This window comes from Halocola ammonii, from assembly GCF_049334165.1.
In the GTDB taxonomy this organism is placed as follows: domain Bacteria; phylum Bacteroidota; class Bacteroidia; order Flavobacteriales_D; family Sanyastnellaceae; genus JBEGHD01.
Genome location: NZ_JBEGHD010000009.1, coordinates 157,583 through 178,967, shown reverse-complemented (window position 1 = coordinate 178,967; position 21,385 = coordinate 157,583). Strand labels below are relative to the sequence as shown.

The following is a 21,385-nucleotide window of genomic DNA, read 5'->3' as shown; positions in this document are numbered from 1 at the left end:
CAGTCTTAATGTTTTAACTGCTGTTTAAGTAGATGCATTAATTCTCAAGCAAAGTCGCGAAGCTTTACAACGCTGGGAATAAACCACAGTAGGCATATAGTTCGATGTGCATTACCTATGTGCCTTTGGAAGGATTGTGAATGATGTCTCGGTTTTCTCAGTTGAGTTGTTATGGAAAAGGGAAGAGCAGTTTCTACTATGGCTATGTGTTTACCTGCGGCTTGAGTAGAGGCTATTTCAAAAGTGTTTCAACATTTAGCCATTAAGAGTTTTCATTAAGCTCTTGAAGAAAGCCTTAATGTCCTTCATTGCTTAATCAGTCTTAATGTTTTACCTGTTGTTTGAGTAGATGCATTAATTCTCACGCAAAGCCGTGTAGCTTTACTACGCTGAAAATTAAGCTATAGAATTTAGGGGATTCATTAAGCTGATTAAGAAAGTCTTTGGCCCTTCACTTCTCAATGCCCTTAATGTTTGCACAAATGACCATAGGTTCATTCGGCTTTCAAATCTTCAAAATCCCCCGAAAACCTCTCGCTCCGTAGTAGGACTCCGCCCCGTTGTGATAGATAAAAACTCTCCCGAATCGATAATCACCGAATATGGCACCTCCAAGCTCGCGGACTTCATCTGGTGTTTTCAGCCAGCTCGATGTTTTGGTGTCGAATTCTCCGAGTTTTTGTAGGTCGAAGTATTGCTCTTCGCTGAGCATTTCTACACCCATCTCCATGGCCATTTCTTCAGCACTGGTTTTGGGCTTGAACTTTTTGCGTGACTCCAAAGCATCCCGATCGTAGCAAACGCTTCTTCGCCCTTTCGGACTTTCCCTGGAGCAGTCCACAAAAGTGATTTCATCACCGGATTCGCCTAGCGCAACTACATCCGGCTCGCCACCGGTTTCCTCCATCTTGCTCAGCGACCACAGTTTTTTGGGATTAGCTTCCAGCTTTTTTTGAATATCCAACCACGATAGATTATCGTGACGGTCGATGTTTTTCTCGAAGCGTTGTTCAAGCGTTTTAAGAAGAGCTGCTTGGGTATCCTGGTCAAGTTTCATTTCTGAGCAATTTTAAGATTTTAGAGTTTGCCAATTCATCGCCACTTTTCCTCTTGTTCTCATCGCCTCGATGTATTCGATAGCAGCGGGAATTTCATTGTAAGTATACATTTTATCGATATGCGGTTTTACCTTCCCCTCTTGGATTAATTTCGCTAAAGTAGTCAGGTCTTCGGTGTTCGCACTGGCTGTAAAAACCTTGATCTTGAACTTGCTGAAAGCATTTCTGACAACGACTCCAAGCATGTTCGCCATTGTAGTGAATCCGATCAAAACACCTCGTTTTCCCATTCGCGTGAAATCGGCATGCTTGAGATTTCCATTCGTGTCAATCACTAAATCGTATTTGCCCTGATGCTTGTGGATGTCCTCTTTGTCGTAGGCAATCACCTGATCTGCTCCCAAATCGGTTACAAATTGCACATTGTTGGAAGAGCAAACTCCAGTGACCTTGGCTCCATGTGCCTTTGCTAATTGCACAGCGAAATGTCCGACTCCACCCGAAGCTCCATTGATCAACACTGATTCACCTTCATTTAATTTTCCGTGGGTTATCAATCCCTGAAGAGCAGTGAGCCCAGCTATCGGGACGCACGCCATTTCAATGAAACTGGAGTTTTCTGGCATTTTTGCACAGATGTTTTCCGGAGCACTGATGTATTCGGCAAAAGCTCCTCCATCCAGAGACTCGCCATAGACTTGATCGCCTTTCGAAAACTGAGAGGACTCACCGGCATCTTCTACCACACCAGCGAAATCGGATCCGAAAAGTTTGTTTTTGGGCTTAAACAGTCCGAACGAGAGTCGGGCAAAATTGGGCTTCCCACGCATCGTGTGCCAGTCGGCAGGGTTGGCAGAATTGGCCTTCACTCTCACGAGGATTTCACCTTTGCCCGGTTTTGGTTTTTCGACTTCTTCGAGCTGGAGCACCTCAGGGCCTCCATATCGGTGTTTGGTAATTGCTTTCACTTTAGGATTTTGTTTTGGTGTTCAAAAAGTATGCACCGAAATTAGGCAGACTGTTAGAGATCAGGTGATAAAAAGTGATAAGCGGAAATTAATTTTTGGTAGTTTTTCCTATGGAGCCGATTACAGTTGGATAATCATTGTCGGCAATCTGGTCGAATTTTGGGTCTCTGGCTACTTTGTCGATTTCTACTTCTTCAGCGTTTTCCAAATCTTCAACACTTTCAAAATCACCGAAGTTTTGCATTGCTTTAGTTGCAATATTGTTCTGGTCGTAAAAGTTGAGTGTTTTGCCCTTATAGTCTTCAGAGAAAACTGTGTTTGCCGTAGTGAGTACATTCACCGTATCACCAGACTCCTGCGAAACAACTATCATGTGATAGTAATAACCAAGATCCTCATTATTGTCAGGACCCTGGCTGTTGTATAGAACCATTATTTCTTCACCATCTGCCAGAGCATTTTCATTTATTTCGAATTGTGAGATATCCCAGTATTCGTATCCGCTATTACAGGTTATGAGAACTGAAGCAGACAACGTTAACATCAAGAAGCTTTTAAAGAAATTCATGGTGTTCAAGTTTAATTTGAGGTTTTGAATCAAGCAGAAAAGTACAAAAGGTTCAACATGGGATTAAACAAAAAGTCCCACATTTCTGCAGGACTTGATTTTTTATAAACGTCTCATTTCTCAGCTGTGCTGCATTTGGGACTCTGGTTCGAGTTCAATCTTTGCTCCCATAACTTTCAAAAATTCGCGAATGAAAGCTGGATGACCGGGCCAGGCTGGCGAGGTAACGAGGTTCCCATCCACTACAGCTTGATCAGGAGCTACATCCTGGAAGTTTCCTCCGGCAAGTGTCACTTCAGGACCAACAGCAGGATAGGCCGTGAGTTTTCTTCCTTTCACTACATCGGCAGCTGTTAAAATTTGAATTCCGTGGCAAATAGCGGCTACAGGTTTGTCTGCCGAGAAAAAGTGCTTTGTAATCGAAATCACTTTTTCGTTCAGCCGTAAATACTCTGGAGCTCTTCCGCCAGCTATGACCAGGCCATCGTAATTCGTGGCGTCCACTTCGTCAAAAGTGTAGTTCAGAGCAAAATTATGACCGGGTTTTTCGGAGTAGGTCTGATCACCTTCAAAATCATGAATGGCTGTTTTCACAGTGTCGCCCTTCTTCTTGTCAGGACAAACAGTGTGAACTTGGTAACCCACCATTTCGAGCATTTGAAACGGCACCATGGTTTCGTAGTCTTCAGTGTAATCTCCGGTTAAAAAAAGAATTTTTTTCATGAGGTTTTTTTTGGTTTGAAATATTGTGATAAGTGAGACTAGCGATTTTGGCAGTCGCTAAACCTTAAAGTTATCAAAAAAGTGTTGATCGTTTACTAATGGGCTGCTAATTAATATTTAGTGAGCCAATGTAGACCACAACAAGGTCGAACTAACAAGTAAAAAAATCTCTCTGAAAGACTGTCGAACTGACAGCCAGAAAGAATGGAGAGTCCCCCAAAAGTGATTAGATCACGAGTTCGTTTCTCCCAGCTTCTCAATCTTATTCAACCACTTTTCCCGAAAACTCAGCTTCGAGTTTCTTATTGGCGCGATATAGGTCAGCTTCACCGGTTTTACTCCACAAAACTCGAGCGTGCCTTTTTTGAATTGATTGATTGCCGGGCGCTTCATGAAAAAACGGTTGTACCATCCTGGGCTATCGGCCGTAATCACAATTCTTGCGGTTTTGCCTTTGAGGAGTTTTTTTGGCAGTGGCTTTCCTTCAACGTACTCGAAAGTTATTCCGGGAAGAAAAGTGCGGTCGATAAAACCTTTCATGAGCGCTGGGTAGCCATACCACCACATGGGGAAAAACCAAACAAGGTGATCGGCTTCGAGAATTTTGTTGAGGGCAACCTTAAGGTCGGGCTCGTGTTCCATTCTTTTGCGGTAGCCGTATTTCAGGTTTGGATCGAAATCGAGGTCTGCGATGTTGATTTGCTCGGGTTGAACTCCATTGCTTACCGCGCCTCTTCTGTATGCTTCAGCAAGTGCATAATTGTAACTCTCTTTGTTGGGGTGTCCGTTGATGATGAGTGTCTTTTTCATACTGTTCTCTTTCTTTTTTTGGCAAAGGAACAGGAGGGAGGTCGCACTCAAAAGGACAAATGTCTAATTCCCAATGTTTTTTCGGATTCGGCTGAGGTGCCTTTGTGTGATACCCAGATAGGATGCCAGGTGGTGAAGTGGGATTTCGCGGAGGTAGTTGGGACTCTTCTCCAGCAGCTCGCGATACTTGAATTCGGCAGATTCTTTTTGGAGGAGGAAGATTCGCTTTTCAAGCTCGATGTATTCGTGCTCAGCTACCATTTTAAAGAACCGCAGCCAACTCGCACTTGAATTTTCCAGACGTGTGATTTCATCTTTTGGAATTACCAGCAACTCGGCATCGGTTAGTGCCTGAAGATTTTCGCGAGTGGGTTCTCCTGTGAGAAGGGATGAATAGCCAGTGATAAAAGTACCAGGAAATCTGAAACAATAGGTGATCTGCTCTTCGTTGCTGGTGTGGTAGAACGACCTAAAGATGCCAGATTTCACAAAAGCGACTTTATCGCAAACGCTACCTTCGGAAAGGAAAAACTCATCTTTCTCGAGCTTTTTGGGGATAACTTTCTCCACCTGCTCATCAATCTCTTTCTCCGACAAAAAGCTGAATTGCTGGAAGTATGTTTTTAAATCGTTCATGGCACAAAACTAAAAGGATCAGCAAAATAGCTGTGCGAGTTTTTTCATTCACCTAGCACGATTCCATTGGTCATTTCATCCTGGGTTGGTGGCTCAAACCAGTCTTCCATGAAATCGAAGTTTTCTTGCGTGACTTCAAACTCAAAGGTATCGCCTTTATCAGTGTTCCGTTTCAAAACGCGTTGCCATCGAGTTTTTTTCGAAAGGTCGAGGAAATGAGTCTTCAATTCGAACCCCTTCTCTAATGCAAATGCCCTGAATTTTTCGCGGTGTTCCTTTTTCGCCAACCCGAGGTCCAGGATTGAATCCGTACCAGTTGCCTCGAGTTGCTCTACCAGATTCATGATCATCTCTTCAGCCCGGTCGATTCTTTCGAGAAACCAATCCAGTCCGTTTGTCTCCTTCTTGTCGGGGAGAAACAACGTTTTGTTCCATTTGTCAATCGAAAATACAATACCTCCAATTTCTGCTTTCAGTTGATTGGAGTAAGTCGTTTTTCCAGAGCCCGTGTTGCCGACTATTAGGTGAATCATGGTTTTGTGCCTTGTAGAAATAATCGCGAAAATTACGAAGAAGTCTACAACGAAGAATTAACTAGTTCATCAACCAATCAAACCGCCTGGCAACTTCTATGGCTGCGGCTGCTACTATGATTGTCATAAAGCCCAGTTCGTTCTTGAAGCTTTTGAACCTGGTCAAAAGAAAGATATAACAAAGAACCGGGATGATCATGGCAAGGCCAATGGCTCCGGCATAAGGGTAGTGTTGGAATTGAAAGAAATACAATGCAAACACGAAAAATGCAGGAATAACGATGAGGGGCTTTTTGAACTTGCTTAAGTTCTCTTTCTTAAATCCGTAAATAATTACCAGCACCAGGCAGAGCATGAACAAAACGAAACCAGCGATAGAAACGAAGCGAATCTGAACCAGCGTCAGGGCAACGGAAAATATCAACCCGAAAGAAATCGCATTGGCGAATTTATCAGTAGTCTTCGAAAGTCTGAACAAGGCGAATATCGCAGCGAGAGCTATGATTAATTGATGTGTCAATAAGTTGCTGGTTTACTTATCATTCCTGACGATTAATCCCTCACATACTTCACTCTACAAGGCTCGTCACATGGTGCGTTGATAATCAATGTATTTCCCTCTTGCTCGAAGGTATAATTGCTTGGGCCATCGAAAGTGCACTCGGGCAGGTTAAGTGTTGAATCTTGCAGAGAGTAGGTTCCGGATGATGTACCGTTCGCTTCCTGTGACAGAGAGCACAAATCTCCGTTTGAAGTAATTGTTCCATCTTCATGAAATGTGACGGTCTTTTCGGAGTCCACGGGTTCAAAGTCTCCGCTACCATCTCCAGGATCCAGGTAAACTTCTACGAGTTTCCATGTGCCGATTACTTCAGATTCAGAATTGTTAATTGGGTTGTTTTTGTCCTTGGTGCAAGAAGCGAGAATCCCAATAGTCAATAATAGGAAAAAGTACTTTTTCATAATACAGTGGTTTTTAATTAGATGTTAGAGTTATGCAGTATACATATCAACCAATAAAATTACAAATAACTGTTCTTTACAATAGCTAGCTGTTCTTTTCTGCTATGGCATAGAGGTAGTCTCCAAAGTCGTTTCCAAACCTTTCAATTACCTTCCATATTTCGCCACTGACGATATCTTTTCTAAGATTTTTGAGACCTCGATCAACCTCATTACGATTGGCTAGCGATGAGAAAGAAGAAATTCCTTTTCTAATTTGCTCATCAAAGTATAGCTCTGGGTTTTGCTTTCCGCAGTAGAGAAATTTGTCCTCGAGGTCAGGTCTGATAAAATACTTGTCAGTGTTAGAAACTTTGAACCCGGCTGAAGTCATCGCATTCTCCACAAGTCCAAGGTCAGGCATTTGAGAAATGGAATCTTCCAGCATTTTTGGAAAGTAGTGATTGAGCCAGTAGCCTTTCATTTGAACTGGAGTGGAGGTAAATATCACGATTCGACCACCCGGTTTTAAAACACGGTGAAGTTCATCAAAGCTCGCCTTCAGGTCTGACCAGTGGTGAATGGTAAGAGAAGCTACGATACCATCCACAAAACTATCTGGGAGTCCCGTATCTTCAGCGGTGCCGATTCTCCAGTCCACTTGTTTATTCCTCAATCGGGCTTCATTCAGCATTTTTTCAGAAGGGTCAATTCCTATGAGATCAACACCGTGTTTGGCAAGCTCATTTGTGTAGTTCCCTGTACCACAACCAATATCGAGATATAGCTTACCGGTTTGCGGACGCAGGTGCTCAATCAATTTGCTAGTTAGATACGGATCCGCCTTTCGGGTGCGATCGTAGCCTTTGCCAATTTTATTGTACTTGGGTTGCATTTGTCTGAAGATAGATTCAAAGGTGTTAAGATAAAAAAGAGTGCTGTCCTAAACGGAACAGGCTTCACATTCAATTGCTTGAGATTTGAATTGAATGTCCTTTTCAGCTCAATTTTCTAACACAATTCTTGTTGAAGAAGACCTTAGCACAATTGACTTGTCGACAAAATATTCAATCTCGTAGCCACCGGAAATATAGTTGCAATCTTCTTCCATGGGCCGTAAATAAATACTATCCTCTTTGAATTTATAATCGAAATTGAAATTAACCATAGAGGAATCTGAACACGGAAATCCAACATAATCATCAAACCTTATTAATTCGTAAGGGCCTGTGTCTATATTGAGATTAACAATATAACTTGACCTGTCCACTGTAATATTCTTGCGCTGTCCATTGTAAAGAATTGCTTTTAAGTAAAAATCTTCAGTTGTAATATCAAACCTACCTTTCAGGATAGCAGGTTCGAAAATGAAGAATGCAATAACTGAGGTCAACAGGAATAGAAAAATTGTCAAGAATCTGTTCGATAAACTAATTCGAGAAAGTGGCCAGAATCTCGTCAATTTGTCCACGGCATAGAGAAACTCACTTCCCCGGTTGTCAATTTCAAGATGCTTTTTAAGGTCTTCCTTTGTGATGAAATGAATAGCTTTGACAATGTCGAGGTTAAGGACGTCAATTTCCACTTGAACATAAGAGTAAGGACTATGTATTTTGATGAAAAAGTGATCATCGAACATTTCCCTATTCCGAACACGGTATCTAATGTGATTCCTTTCAAAACACGAAACAAAATCTTTAAAGATTTCTTTATCTGTTGTTCTTATAACTCTTGTGTATTTCACTGTTGTTTGGTGGCAGTTTGTCAGCAGTTATTCAGCTCTTGTTGTAGAGGAGAAGTTTTCACAATTCTTCTGAACTTTAAAGTCGTCACTGCCAGATTAATTCATCTTCACGAATTCTAGTTAGGTCTTCTTCCGGTACTTTATGCTCGTTCTTTAGAAACATATACATCTTGTTCAATTCAAGCGTATCTCCTATGTAATAGGCCGTGAGATAATCAAGGTACAGACTATTATTTCCTTCACTTTCAGTAAGTAGTGTTTCTACAAAGACGGTGTCATTTATCCCCGCTGCACAGCGAATTTTTAACAGGCTGAGATAGTTTCCAATGTGATGAGTCTTGGGAATTTGATTTAGGTAATATAAGGCAGAGCTGCTATCTCCATGCTCAATATATTGTCGGTAAAGGTTGAAATTCTCATTTGCTTCAATTCGCTTCTTAGAGCGGTTGCGATACCTTTTGTTCACCATGGCAATATTAGACATGTACTCACTTGCCCAAACGTTTTGAGTAATCATGAAATAATCGGAAAGCACCAATTTCTGACCGTATTTTTCGATGCGGTACTTAATTAGCTTGAAAGACCCGTCAAAGAAAAGAAGGTAGGACACCTCTGCATGATTGCGAAAGAATTCTGTAGTGAGGTATTTGATGCTCCCATTTGAGTATTTCTGTTTGTTAATGAGGTCATTGTTGGCAATCTGCACTTCGACCTTGATTTTCTCATCGTAAATGTATTTGAAGGCTGTGGCGTCAGCTTCCATCTCATCTGAAATTCGCTGTTTAAAAACCTCGTGGCTCCAGGCATTTCGGAGAAAATCATACTCCAGGTTTTGGATGCTTGCTGTGAGATGAGAAACAAAAGTGTTGATTTCGAATTGCTCTTCCTTTGTCAGTTGCTCTTCTTTTGAGGAGCAGCTCAATAAAAGCAATAAAGTGAGCAAAGTGAGTATTCTCATAGCTGGTTATAGAATAAATCCTGTTTAAATGTATAGAAATATATTGTAATAAATTTTCAGGAAATGTTTTCACTTTAACTCCAGTAATATCCGATTCCTCAGTTCATGATCTAAGTTAAATCTCTCAGAAAAAGATTTTAGAAGACATGTAAACTCCATTGAGAAAGAATGGTACAGAGAGAAGAAGAGCCACGTATTTTTCAATTTTTGCTGGCCAAATATCCCAGTTGATGTAGGTTCGAATAATCACTAGCAGACAAAGAGTGGATAGAAAAAAGTGTGCTGGTAAATAGAAACCAAAATTGAAGCTAAAATTGTGTGGTGCGTATCCAGGAACGATTCCAAAAAGCTCTTCGCGGAAGATGCTCATAATTTCTACAATCGCAAAAATCATTGGAGCCAACAGGGCGACTCTTGTCGACCAATACTTCAATCTAATTTTAGAAACCATAATCGTTAGCTAAATAAACAAAAAAACCCAAACCAATCCGGTCTGGGTTTTTGAATTCAGTTTTGTAAGACAGAGGTCTACCTCGCGTAGTTCACAGCTCTTCTTTCGCGAATCACGGTCACTTTTACCTGTCCGGGATAAGTCATTTCGTTTTGGATCTTTTGAGAAATCTCAAACGAGAGCTGGTCGGCTCTTTCGTCACTGACCTTTTCGCTTTCTACCATTACGCGAAGCTCGCGTCCTGCCTGAATTGCGTAAGATTTATTGACACCTTCATACTCAAGAGCGAGGTTTTCCAAATCTTTCAATCGCTGGATGTAAGACTCCACAACTTCACGTCTCGCTCCTGGGCGCGCTCCTGAAATGGCATCGCAAACCTGAACGATAGGAGAGAGGAGAGTGGTCATCTCGATCTCATCGTGGTGAGCTCCAATGGCGTTGCACACGTCTGGCTTCTCGCCAAACTTCTCCGCCAGCTTCATTCCCAAAATCGCGTGAGGCACTTCGGCTTCGTCTTCGGGCACTTTACCGATATCGTGCAGCAGTCCGGCACGCTTGGCAAGCTTGGAGTTGAGTCCCAGCTCGCTGGCCATGGTGGCGCAGAGGTTAGCTACCTCGCGAGAGTGCTGCAAGAGGTTTTGTCCGTAAGATGAGCGGTACTTCATTCGTCCTACCATGCGAACAAGCTCTGAGTGCATTCCGTGAATACCGAGGTCGATGCAAGTGCGTTTACCAACTTCAATTATTTCTTCGTTGATCGATTTATTCACCTTGGCCACAACTTCTTCAATACGAGCCGGGTGGATTCTTCCATCTGTCACCAACTGGTGCATCGAAAGTCTTGCTACTTCACGTCTCACCGGGTCGAAGCAAGAAAGAATAATAGCTTCCGGAGTGTCGTCAACAATGATTTCTACGCCTGTAGCTGCCTCAATGGCTCGGATGTTTCGTCCTTCGCGACCGATGATTCTACCTTTTATTTCATCGCTCTCGATGTTGAACACTGACACCGAGTTTTCAATGGCGTGTTCTGTTGCAATGCGTTGGATAGACTGGATAACGATTTTCTTGGCATCCTGATTGGCACGAAGCTTTGCATCGTCAATGATCTCCTGCATTTGGCCCATCGCCAATCCTTTGGCTTCTTCTTTCAGTTGCTCCATCAGCTGTGCTTTGGCATCATCGGCACTCAAGTTTGAGATTTCTTCGAGCAATGCTACCGACTTCTGATGGGACTTATCGAGCTCTGCTTTCTTTTTCTCAACTACTTCCAGTTGCTTGCTCAGATTGTCGCGAATAGAGTCGATTTCCTTCTCCTTGCGCTTGTTGGTTTCAATCTGCTTGGAGAGCTGTCCTTCTTTGTTCTTTACGCGATCTTCGGCACTCTGAATTTTTCGGTTTCGATCTTTGATGGTCGCTTCGTGCTTTTCTTTGAGCGCCATGAATTTCTCTTTGGCATCAGTGATTTTCTTCTGCTTGATGTTCTCTGAGATCTCTTCCCGCTCTTTAATGAACTGTTCTTTTTGTTTAGTGAGAACCATGTTTAGGATCACATATCCCAATCCGGCACCGACAATTAAAGCCGACAGTCCAATGATCAGATATAATGTTGTTTCTGTCATACAAGTTGTTGTTTGATAGTATGTAAATAAACTCGCAGATCAGCGAATCGGGGAGGAGTATGACTAAATGAAAGAGCCTATTTCAGCATTTGGTCTGCCAGTCCGTCAAGCTCTTTGAGCTGGTCTAGCAGGTGGTCGTTGTTACCGTTATCAGTTGTTTTCAAAAGCTGAGTACTCATTTGCAGGGCGGTCATCGCGAGCAGATCTTGTTTGTCTTTCACTGCGTAGTTGGCCTGAAAAACGCGCATGTTCTCTTCGATCACTTTTGCGGCTTTTCGGATCACTTCTTCTTCACTGCGATCGATCGTAAGCGGATAAACGCGTCCACCAATATTGAGTTTTATAGACAATTCGCTCATTCGACCGGCTGCTTCATTTATTTAAAAGTGCAATGCACTTGTCAATCTCTCTAACTAATTCGTTGATCTTATATTTGGTTTCCGAGGTGTTATCCTCAGATCCCGACAGCGACTTCGCCATCTTCAGGACTTTGTTTTTCTCAGTGAGATCGGCTATTTGGCTCTCGCGCTCATCGAGTTTTTCCTTTAGGGTGGATAGCTCTTTTTGCACCTCAGCCAGTTGATTTTCAAGTGAGTCCTTGCGGTCGCCCAATTGCTTTAGTTTGTCCTTCACAGACGCAATTAAAGTTTCCTCTTTACTCATTTTTTGTCTCTACTGATCTAAATTAAATCCAAAGCAAATGTAATACTCGGTAGTGCATTTAACAAACCTGATTTATGTAATTATGAAATGCTTACTGTGGATGAGTGTTTTGGCGGATGTAAGTGGCGCGTTGGAAGGCGATGAAGAAATAGGATTTTCATGAACGTTCTTTCAAACATGCTAAAGTGACATTAGAACGTTCACAAATTCTGGAGTTTTCTTTCGATCGGGCACAACTTTTGAACATTTTTGCACATTATTCAAACCTAACTCTGGAAATGAAAAAACCGATGCGAAGCGTTTTCCTGATCGTTTTTCTAATGTCGCTGGCCGTGACATCCTTTGGGCAGTATGAGGATGCGAATTATCGTCCACCGTTGGACATTCCGCTCTACCTATCGGGGAATTTTGGAGAGCTTCGCAGAAATCATTTTCACACCGGTATCGATATAAAAACACAGGGAGTTGAAGGTTTTGAAGTGAAGGCTATAGAAGAAGGAGTGGTGTCGAGAATTAAAGTTTCACCCTACGGTTATGGAAAGGCCATCTACATCGATCATCCCGATGGCCGCACTTCGGTTTACGCTCACCTGTCGGAATTCAACGATGCGATTACCAAATTTACTCGCCAGGCGCAATATGAGCTAGAATCTTTTGCTGTGGATCTTCAACCTGGAGGAGACAAGCTGAAAGTCGAAAAGGGTGAAGTGATTGGTCTTTCGGGAAATTCAGGTTCCTCTGGTGGTCCTCATGTCCACTTTGAAATTCGAGAGACCGACTCTGAGCGGCCAATCGATCCGCTTCTTTTTGGTTTCGACATTAAGGATAACATTCCGCCTTACATCTACGATATCATGGCGTTGCCCATCGATGACTTCAGTCAGGTGAATGGACACTTCGAGGAACAAAAGTTTAATGTGGCAAGAAGCCAGGGGCCGGATTGCAATCTTTCGAGAAATGCTCCAATCGAAATTTCCGGGAAAGTGGGATTTGCTATCAACACGATCGATCGCCTCAACGGACAATCCAATCGCTGTGGTGTCCATATTATTCGGCTCACTGTTGGAGACCTCAAGGTTTACGAGCAACGAATTGAGAAATTGGATTTTTCACTTCGAAAGTATTTCAATGCTCATCATGTTTACTCCGAATACGTGAGTGAAGGAAGGCGTTTTCAGCGCTCGCATGTTTTGCCGAACAATCACCTAAACATTTACAAGCATGTTGAAAACATGGGCCACATCGAACTGGAGCCCGGTGAAGAAAAAGAAGCGCTGTACGAAGTCTACGACACAGCAGGTAATCGCTCTGCATTGTCCTTTACCATTCGCGGTGTGGAGCGCGATGAAGCCAGTAAGCCAAAGCGTGCAATTGAAAGAAGTGACTTCTACAAAACTTTTGAATTCGATGAAGAAAACCACCTGGTGACCGGAAGTTGCAGCATGTTCTTGCCCGGCTACAGTCTTTATGAAGACCTCGAGTTTTGCTACTCTTCTGGCGATACAATTCCAGGAATGTTAACACCAACCTACAAAATGGGTGACGAGGGTGTTCCACTCACTGAGCCATACACCTTGAAGCTGAAAGTTGACAACGTTCCACAGGGACTGGCCGATAACCTGACCGTGGTGAAGATAGATGAAAGAAACGGTAGACTCTACTCGAGAGGAGGAACGCTCAAAGACGGCTGGATGGAAACGGAGGTAGATGAGTTCGGTAGTTTTGCGGTGACGGTAGATGTAGAAAAGCCTCGAATTCGCTCGGTCGACTTTCGCAAAAACATGCGCAGCTACCGCGATTTTTCATTCATTGTCACTGACGACCTCAGCGGTGTTGATCACATCGAAGGGAGAATAGATGGCAAATGGATTTTGATGGATTTTGATGCCAAACGAGCGCGAATCACCTACACTTTTGACGAGGCGAGACTCGACAGGGGAGAGCATACCTTCGAACTCCTCATCCGTGATGCCTGCGGCAATGAGAGTAGGTACGAGTCGGAGTTTGTTTGGTGAGGTTGGTAATTGGGTAATTGGGTAATTGAGTAAATTTAGGTAACTCAGGTAACTCAGGTAACTCAGGTAATTGAGGAAGTACTCAATCAACAGAACCCTCTCAAAACTCAAACTCCATTTCTCACGGAGCTCCGCGTTCTCTGTGCTTTACCTCTGTGAGCTCTGCGAGAAACACTGAAAAAATGATTCAGCAGAATCCGAAACATTCAGGCAATCTTAATCTGCTTAATGAGAACCCCTAAGTATCGATGTTACTACAGTTTCTGGCGGCAGAGTCTAAACTTTATCCAGTGCAACTTGCTGCTCTCTGGTTGCAGTCATTTCATCTAGCGCTGGTTCCTGGGTTTTGCCAGCGATGATCCACACAGCGAGGCTCACAAAACCGACAACGCTAATCGAACTGATCGGCATCAGAATGGCCGCGAAAACCGGGCTTAGCAATCCCTGAACTGCGAAAGTGAGTCCCACTGCATTGTAGAGAAACGAGATGATGAAGCTGATGATCACAATCTTTTTGCAGTCTCTGGCAAAAGTCATGATCCTGTCGAGGTTGTCGAACCGGTCGGCTCCTAGAATGATGTCGCAAGCAGGAGAAAATGCATTCACATTTTCTGCAATCGAAACACCCACATCGCTCTGTTTCAGCGCTCCGGCATCGTTGAGGCCATCACCAATCATCATCGTTTTTTCGCCATTCTTTTGGAGCGATTTGATGAAGTCCAGCTTGTCGGTTGGAGATTGCTCGAACAGCAACTGACTTCCGGCAGGGAACATCTCTTTCAGCGTACCTTTTTGACCGGAATTGTCGCCAGAGACCAGAGAAAGATTGAAGTTTTGTTTCAACCGATCGAGTAATCCAACAAGACCTTTTCTGTACTGGTTTTTTACCACGAAATGCCCAAGTGACTTGCCGTTAACTGCAATTACCACTGCAGTGTCGCTTTTATTTTCCACCTTGTAATTCAGCCATTTTGGGGAGCCGAGTTGGTAGAGGCTACCTTCAATTTTTGCTTCGAGTCCTTTGCCGGGGACTTCCACAAAAGCCTCGATTTGAGATTTTCGGTAGTCGGGCAAATGTGCTGAGATAATTCTACTCAGCGGGTGATTGCTTTGCGAAAGAAGCGTTTTGAAAGCTTGCTCGTGGCTCGAGCTTAATTTTTCACCTTCATAGGTCACTTTTCTGTTTTGGCTGTAGGTCAATGTTCCTGTTTTATCAAAAACAAGGTGATCGATCTCGGCCATCTTTTCGATCACTCCGGCCTCTCGCAAGTAGCAGTCTTTCTTGCCCAACCAGCGAGTGGCATGGCCAAAAGTGAAGGGAGCAGCCAGTGCCAATGCACAGGGGCAGGCTACAATCAAAACTGCGGACAGCACTTCGAGCGCATGACCAAGACCTTCATTCAAATGAAAAGCTCCGGAAACCAAAGCCACGATCAAAATAATTGGCGTAAACCAGTAGCTGATCTTATCAGTGATGTGTGAGAAGGTAGCCTGTTCGTTCTTACCGGTGTTTTCAGCGTGATCGCTCCACAGCCTGGTGAGCTTGCTTTGAGAAAGCGGACGAATCACTTCCAGTGTAATTGCCTCGCCTTCCTGACGACCTCCGGCATAGATTTTACTTCCCATTTCTTTCTCAATCGGATCCGATTCTCCAGTGGCAAAGCTGTTGTCGATGTTTGCCTTTCCTTTGATCAGGTAAGCATCAACGGGAATGAGCTCTCCGTTGCGGATAACGATGTGGTCTCCCTGTTTGATTTCACTCACTGGAATACTTTCTTCATTTCCGGCAATCACACGAGTTATCGAAATTGGAAAGTAAGAGCGGTAGTCTCTTTCGAAGGATAATTGGTGATAAACTTTTTCCTGGAAAATGCGGCCGAGCAATAGGAAAAACAGCAAGCCACAAAGCGAGTCGAAGTAGCCGGGTCCGGTTTCGGAAACGACTTCGTAAGTGCTTCGCAAATAAAGAACCAGTACTCCGAGAGCAATCGGCACATCGATATTGAGTCGTTTTTGATTGAGGCTTCGCCAGGCGGATTTGAAGTAGTCTTGTCCGCTGTAGAGCGCAACTGGAGTAGCCAATCCAAGATTCAGCCACCCAAACCATGAGGCGAACTGGTCGTAGCTCGCCATGTCCAGTCCGAAGTATTCCGGAAGGCTCAGCAGCATGATATTCCCAAAAGCGAAACCGGCAAGTCCCACCTGGTAGATCAACCTTCTGCTAATGGGTTTTTTGCGTTGTTCTTTAAGTTGATCGAGTGTGATGCTCGGCTCATAACCGAGGCTAGCCAACAGCTCCACGAGTTTGCGAAGCGAAAGCTCGTTGTGGTCGAAGGTCAGGTAAACTTCTTTTTTGAGAAAGTTCACACGGCTTTGGCGAACCGATGGATTGAGTTTGTAAAGATTCTCAAGCAGCCACAGGCAGGAGCTACAGTGTATCTGCGGCAGGTAAAACTGAACCTTACTGATGTTGTCATCGCGGTAGTCGATCAGTTGATCGATAATCGACTCGTGCTCCAGGTAGTCGAATTTGCTTTGGGTTCTAGCTTTGGGACTGATCCCCGGAGTGTTCTCGAGCGTGTAGTAGTCGCACATCTCGTTTTGCGACAGGATCTCGTAAACGGTTTTGCACCCGTGGCAACAGAAATTCTTCTCGTCAGCCACGATGTGCTCCGACAGGCAGTCATCTCCGCAGTGGTAGCAGGTGACCTTTTCTTTTGTTTTTTGCGCTACAGCTTCCATCTTCAGACTGCGAATTTATACAGGAAGCGATGGTCAAAACATGATTTGAGTCAGTTGAGAAGGGGAGAGTGGGCAGGTTGACTAAGTTTATTATGCAGATTGCAAAACTGAAAGTAGTGGTCTGAGGATTCCAAAACTTTTGAGTCAAGCTGATCGCAAATTTTGACCAGCTCCTGAAGAACATGTACGAATAAGAAAAAGCCCCTGCAACGCTAGTCACAGGGGCTTTTTGTTTAGAAATGAGAAAACTCTATTGAGAAATGATCTTTTTGTTGATCACATCATTTCCTGTAATTACTCTGAGGTAGTAAACTCCTCTTTTCAAATCGGCAATATTCAGGTTGTGTGTGTTATCTCCTGCTGACAAATTCACTTTCTGATCAATTACCATTCTTCCATTGGAATCCATTAACAAAAGTTGAGCAACTTTAGAGGAGGAAGAATTTATATCAATATTGAAATTGTCGCGTGCGGGGTTTGGATAAACTTTTACTGAATGAAGTTGGTCCAGTTCGTCCACTCCCGTGCACGGGTCCACAATCACGTCCATACTTGCAGAGTTCACGCATCCGTTCTCGTCAGAAACAGTAAGCGAAACAGTATGAGTGCCTGAACCCATTTCACTTCCTTCGAGGTTGATAGTCTGAGTTTCGAACATTAAATCTGCTGGTTGCACTTCCCATAGGTAAGTCGCAAATCCAGATCCACCATCGAGTTCCAGTGTGTGATTGATGCAAACGGTTGTGTCGGTTAAAGCTACTTCAGGGAGTGGCATTACCTCTACTTCAAAAGAGCAAGTGGCAACATTGTTTGAAAGATCTGTTGCAGTGAAAGTGATGGTGTAAAAACCTTCAGTCAGAACATCACCCGAAAGCGGACCTTCTGATTGTGTTACTTCTACTTCACAGTTGTCAGTTGCAACCGGATTTTCAAAAGAGAAAGCTCCTGAGCAAATAATGGTATCAACAGGACAGTCAGCGAACACAGGGGCTTCATTGTCTTGAACGATAACATCAAAAGAAGCTGTAGCCGTATTTCCATGAATGTCCTCAGCAGTGTAAGTCACTGTAGTCGTTCCAACCGGAAAGGCAGTTCCACTCTCGAAATCTGAAGTCAACGAAGCAAGTTCGCAGTTATCGGAAGCAGTCGGTGCTGTCCATGAAACAATGGCTTCGCAACTCTCAGCATCATTGTTTACAGAAATCAGAGCCGGCACTTCGGAGATAACCGGATCAGTAGCATCTGAAACCACAACATCAAAAGAAGCTGTAGCCGTATTTCCATGAATGTCCTCAGCAGTATAAGTCACTGTAGTCGTTCCAACCGGGAAAGCAGTTCCGCTTTCGAAATCTGAAGTCAATGAAGCAACTTCGCAGTTATCGGAAGCAGTCGGTGCTGTCCATGTAACAATGGCTTCACAACTCTCGGCATCGTTGTTTACAGAAATCAGAGCCGGCACTTCGGAGATAACAGGATCAGTAGCATCTGAAACCACAACATCAAAAGAAGCTGTTGCCGTATTTCCATGAATGTCTTCAGCAGTGTAAGTCACGGTAGTTGTTCCAACGGGGAAAGCAGCTCCGCTTTCGAAGTTTGAAGTCAACGAAGCAAGTTCGCAGTTGTCAGAGGCAGTCGGTGCGGTCCATGAGACAATGGCGTCACAGCTTTCAGTATCGTTGTTTACAGCCACATCAGCTGGCATTTCAGAGATGATTGGATCAGTAGCATCTGAAACCACTACGTCAAAAGAAGCTGTTGCCGTATTTCCATAAATGTCTTCAGCAGTGTAAGTCACAGTTGTTGTTCCAACGGGGAAAGCAGCTCCGCTTTCGAAGTTTGAAGTCAACGAAGCAAGTTCGCAGTTGTCAGAAGCAGTCGGTGCTGTCCACGAGACAATCGCGTCACAGCTTTCAGTATCGTTGTTTACAGCCATATTAGCAGGCATACCGGCTATCACAGGAGCAGAAACATCTGATACCACAATATCAAAAGAAGCTGTTGCTGTATTTCCATAAATGTCTTCAGCAGTGTAAGTCACGGTAGTTGTTCCAACCGGGAAAGCAGCTCCGCTTTCAAAGTCTGAAGTCAACGAAGCAACTTCACAGTTGTCAGAAGCAGTCGGTGCTGTCCAAGAGACAATCGCATCACAACTTTCAGCATCGTTGTTTACAGCCACATCAGCTGGCATTTCAGAGATGATTGGATCAGAAACATCTGAGACCACTACGTCAAAAGAAGCTGTTGCCGTATTTCCATAAATGTCTTCAGCAGTGTAAGTCACAGTTGTTGTTCCAACCGGGAAAGCAGCTCCGCTTTCGAAGTTTGAAGTCAAAGAAGCAAGTTCGCAGTTGTCAGAAGCAGTCGGTGCGGTCCATGAGACAATGGCGTCACAACTTTCAGTATCGTTATTTACAGCCAAATCAGCTGGCATTTCAGAGATGATTGGATCAGAAGCATCTGAGACCACAACATCAAAAGCAGCCGTTGCTGTATTTCCATAAATGTCTTCAGCAGTGTAAGTCACTGTTGTTGTTCCTACAGGGAAAGCAGCTCCGCTTTCGAAGTTTGAAGTCAACGAAGCAAGTTCGCAGTTGTCGGAAGCAGTAGGTGCTGTCCAAGAAACAATGGCGTCACAGCTTTCAGTATCGTTGTTAACAGCCACATCAGCTGGTAAATTCGAAATAACCGGATCGGACACATCTGAAACTACGATGTTAAAAGAGGCAGAAACAGAATTTCCAAAAGTATCTTCGGCAGTGTAAGTCACGGTTGTTGTTCCAACCGGAAATGTATCACCGCTGTTAAAGTCTGGAGTTAGAGAAGTAATTTGACAATTATCAGAAGCCGTTGGTGCAGTCCATGAAACAACAGCATCACAACTTGCCGCATCGTTGTTCACGGAAATATCAGCAGGCATTCCGGAAATCACAGGGTCAATGTTGTCATTAACTGTTACGGTAGCTGAAGCAGAAGAAACATTTCCATTAATATCGGTAACCGTTAGCTCTACTGAGTTGGCACCGAGGTCTGTGCAGGCAAAAGCATCAGGTGAAACTGAAATAGTTTGTATACCACAAACAGCAGAAGAACCATTGTCAATTTGGCCAGCGGTTATTGAAGCGTTGCCGTCAGCATCGAGGTTCACACTAATATTCTGTGTAACCACAGTGGGAGGCGTAGTATCCAGAGTTGTTCCCACTTCAATCGATTCGTTGGGAGAAGTATAATCACCGTCCTGAATTTTGACTTGATAGGTTCCCGGAGCCAGATCGGCAAAGGTATTTGTTGACACAAAAGCACCGTCATTTAGGGAGTACATAATGTTCTCGGAATTGCCGACAGGAGTTACAGTGATAGAACCATTGTCAGCTCCACTACAGGAAACATCGGTAGCGCTGAGAGAAAATCCTGGTACAACGTTTATAGTAGTTGGAACTGTTGTATTGCAGCCGGTTACATCGTTAACAGCGGTCAAGCTGTAAGTTGTCTCGCTTTCCGGAGACACTACAATTGGATTAGTAATTAAGTCACCGGGAGTCCAGCTAAATGATATGTTCGGGTCTCCGTAAGTAACTGTGATTTTGGCGTAATTGTTATCCAAAGATGGAGCGGGCGCAAAGCCCATAGACGTATTGGAACTCGTGATTATTAAATCGTTTAGCTCTCCGGAATTGTAATCCGCTGGATCAATATCCAGATTCACAATTGCCTCAGTAGTTGGCAAAGAGCAATCACAGAATGTTGGAGTTTGAGTGTAAGAAGGGCCTGTGTTACCGTTAATAGAAGTGGTATGAGTTTGCCCGTTGTGACATTCAACGCCAACTGAGAATTGAATATTCACATTTGTAGCGGTGGCTGATTCCGTATCCATCCACTGAAAGCCCTGGTTCACATTGCTTAACATTGATCCGTTTCCACAGCTGCTGGGAACATTTAGTAAATCTCCCAATGGCACCAGGTATTCTACATCGTATTGAAAGCTCGCGGTCAAGGTTGTACTCTCGCCAGCGCTAATTGTAGTTTGATCTGCTGTTATCGCTACCACGGGATTAGGATTAATGGTAACCGAAGAGGTGGGACATTCCTGAGGGTTTACAGATACGCTGTAATCACCACTTTCATTTGGCTCATAAGTGGCGGAGTTAGCTCCGGAGATGAATTGTCCATCTTTAAGCCACTGGTAGCTTGTTCCTGTAGGTGCTGTCAGAACAACAGGCTCTCCTGCACAAAGAAGTGAAGATCCTGAAGTAGTAATGCTTTCGGTAGGAGAACCTGTGCAGGCAAAAAAGTTCATATTAGGCTCAACCCACAGGTAGCAATTCCCTCCGCTGGTGGTAGTCCGAATTCGCCATTTTAATTCTAAAGCCCCGTAAAGCGCAAACAAATCATCTTTGGAAATGATTACCGGATTCAATGCCTGATTTCCGGCACCATTAATACATCCGTCATTACTGCTAAAGAAGTTGGATCCATTGAAGGCTTCTCCCACGGGTTTTACCTCAACAGTTAACTCGTAACAGCCGCAAGCTCCTGCATACGCTTTAGTACCTGTAAAGGTGAATGATGTAGAGGATTCAGTCATACCAATATTGGTTACTGGTGCGTCACAATCACAAGCCATAGCAGTGAAATACCCCGAGAGGAGCAAAGCGATCAACATGGTGTGTTTGAGGAATTTGCCTGTAAAATAGAGCACAGGACTTTTAAAGTCTGTAGTAGTGGTTTTCATAAAATACTCGTTATAAATTAGTTAATCTCGTCCTCCTATGATTTCGTTTTATAAAACGACCAAAGAGGAGTTCACTTTTACTCTCGCGCTCAGAGTGTTGTTGCAATTATTTAACTAATAGAATAAGGGTTTGACCTAAGTGACTGAGGATGAGACTGAATAATTTCTAGTAGGCAATTTTCGACCGCAAGCGCAGGTTTAGGAGTTGATTGGCTCAATGAAT

General features: G+C 43.7%; 19 protein-coding genes. 1 reads left to right on the top strand and 18 read right to left on the bottom strand.

Annotated elements, in window-relative coordinates:
- Positions 1-505: 505 nt before the first annotated feature.
- From ABHV44_RS10985 to ABHV44_RS10910, 16 genes are all read right to left on the bottom strand, one after another.
- Positions 506-1,057, bottom strand: a complete 552-nt coding sequence (locus tag ABHV44_RS10985; protein WP_459074738.1) for a DUF4256 domain-containing protein — start codon at positions 1,055-1,057, stop codon at positions 506-508.
- Positions 1,058-1,069: 12 nt separating this feature from the next.
- The gene (locus ABHV44_RS10980; protein ID WP_459074737.1) at positions 1,070-2,026 is read right to left on the bottom strand and encodes an NAD(P)-dependent alcohol dehydrogenase; all 957 of its coding nucleotides are present in this window, start codon (positions 2,024-2,026) and stop codon (positions 1,070-1,072) included.
- 88 nt (positions 2,027-2,114) lie between these two features.
- Positions 2,115-2,594 carry a hypothetical protein gene (locus tag ABHV44_RS10975; RefSeq protein WP_459074736.1) on the bottom strand — a complete coding sequence of 160 codons (480 nt, stop codon included), beginning with the start codon at positions 2,592-2,594 and terminating at the stop codon, positions 2,115-2,117.
- 120 nt (positions 2,595-2,714) lie between these two features.
- Positions 2,715-3,317, bottom strand: a complete 603-nt coding sequence (locus ABHV44_RS10970) for a DJ-1/PfpI family protein (protein WP_459074735.1) — start codon at positions 3,315-3,317, stop codon at positions 2,715-2,717.
- 231 nt (positions 3,318-3,548) lie between these two features.
- Entirely contained in the window at positions 3,549-4,127 is a 579-nt protein-coding gene (locus ABHV44_RS10965) for an NAD(P)H-dependent oxidoreductase (protein ID WP_459074734.1), read from the bottom strand.
- 63 nt (positions 4,128-4,190) lie between these two features.
- Positions 4,191-4,763, bottom strand: coding sequence for a Crp/Fnr family transcriptional regulator (locus ABHV44_RS10960; protein WP_459074733.1), 573 nt, complete (start codon positions 4,761-4,763; stop codon positions 4,191-4,193).
- A 44-nt stretch (positions 4,764-4,807) separates the two neighbouring features.
- Positions 4,808-5,296, bottom strand: coding sequence for an AAA family ATPase (locus tag ABHV44_RS10955; RefSeq protein ID WP_459074732.1), 489 nt, complete (start codon positions 5,294-5,296; stop codon positions 4,808-4,810).
- 61 nt (positions 5,297-5,357) lie between these two features.
- A complete protein-coding gene (locus ABHV44_RS10950; RefSeq protein WP_459074731.1) occupies positions 5,358-5,816 on the bottom strand; it encodes a hypothetical protein in 459 nt (152 codons plus the stop codon).
- Between the two features lie 32 nt (positions 5,817-5,848).
- On the bottom strand, positions 5,849-6,259 hold the full coding sequence (locus ABHV44_RS10945; RefSeq protein WP_459074730.1) for a lipocalin family protein: 411 nt from the start codon (positions 6,257-6,259) through the stop codon (positions 5,849-5,851).
- 85 nt (positions 6,260-6,344) lie between these two features.
- Positions 6,345-7,133: a class I SAM-dependent methyltransferase gene (locus tag ABHV44_RS10940; RefSeq protein WP_459074729.1), complete on the bottom strand. Its 789-nt coding sequence runs from the start codon at positions 7,131-7,133 to the stop codon at positions 6,345-6,347.
- Positions 7,134-7,241: 108 nt separating this feature from the next.
- Positions 7,242-7,982 (bottom strand): hypothetical protein, encoded by a 741-nt coding sequence (locus ABHV44_RS10935; RefSeq protein ID WP_459074728.1) that lies wholly within the window; start codon positions 7,980-7,982, stop codon positions 7,242-7,244.
- A gap of 85 nt (positions 7,983-8,067) precedes the next feature.
- Positions 8,068-8,940: a hypothetical protein gene (locus ABHV44_RS10930; protein ID WP_459074727.1), complete on the bottom strand. Its 873-nt coding sequence runs from the start codon at positions 8,938-8,940 to the stop codon at positions 8,068-8,070.
- Between the two features lie 124 nt (positions 8,941-9,064).
- Positions 9,065-9,373, bottom strand: a complete 309-nt coding sequence (locus ABHV44_RS10925; RefSeq protein WP_459074726.1) for a hypothetical protein — start codon at positions 9,371-9,373, stop codon at positions 9,065-9,067.
- A gap of 95 nt (positions 9,374-9,468) precedes the next feature.
- Positions 9,469-11,013, bottom strand: a complete 1,545-nt coding sequence (gene rny, locus ABHV44_RS10920) for a ribonuclease Y (RefSeq protein ID WP_459074725.1) — start codon at positions 11,011-11,013, stop codon at positions 9,469-9,471.
- A gap of 77 nt (positions 11,014-11,090) precedes the next feature.
- Positions 11,091-11,372, bottom strand: a complete 282-nt coding sequence (locus ABHV44_RS10915) for a cell division protein ZapA (protein WP_459074724.1) — start codon at positions 11,370-11,372, stop codon at positions 11,091-11,093.
- 13 nt (positions 11,373-11,385) lie between these two features.
- A complete protein-coding gene (locus tag ABHV44_RS10910; RefSeq protein WP_459074723.1) occupies positions 11,386-11,676 on the bottom strand; it encodes a hypothetical protein in 291 nt (96 codons plus the stop codon).
- Between the two features lie 278 nt (positions 11,677-11,954).
- Between ABHV44_RS10910 and ABHV44_RS10905 the strand changes: the two genes are divergently transcribed.
- On the top strand, positions 11,955-13,691 hold the full coding sequence (locus tag ABHV44_RS10905; RefSeq protein ID WP_459074722.1) for a M23 family metallopeptidase: 1,737 nt from the start codon (positions 11,955-11,957) through the stop codon (positions 13,689-13,691).
- Between the two features lie 276 nt (positions 13,692-13,967).
- On the opposite strand, the gene ABHV44_RS10900 is transcribed toward ABHV44_RS10905, so the two are convergent.
- Together ABHV44_RS10900 and ABHV44_RS10895 are read right to left on the bottom strand one after the other, a co-directional pair.
- Complete coding sequence (locus ABHV44_RS10900; protein ID WP_459074721.1) at positions 13,968-16,433, bottom strand: heavy metal translocating P-type ATPase; 2,466 nt, start codon at positions 16,431-16,433, stop codon at positions 13,968-13,970.
- Between the two features lie 250 nt (positions 16,434-16,683).
- Entirely contained in the window at positions 16,684-21,162 is a 4,479-nt protein-coding gene (locus tag ABHV44_RS10895; protein ID WP_459074720.1) for an HYR domain-containing protein, read from the bottom strand.
- Positions 21,163-21,385: the final 223 nt, after the last annotated feature.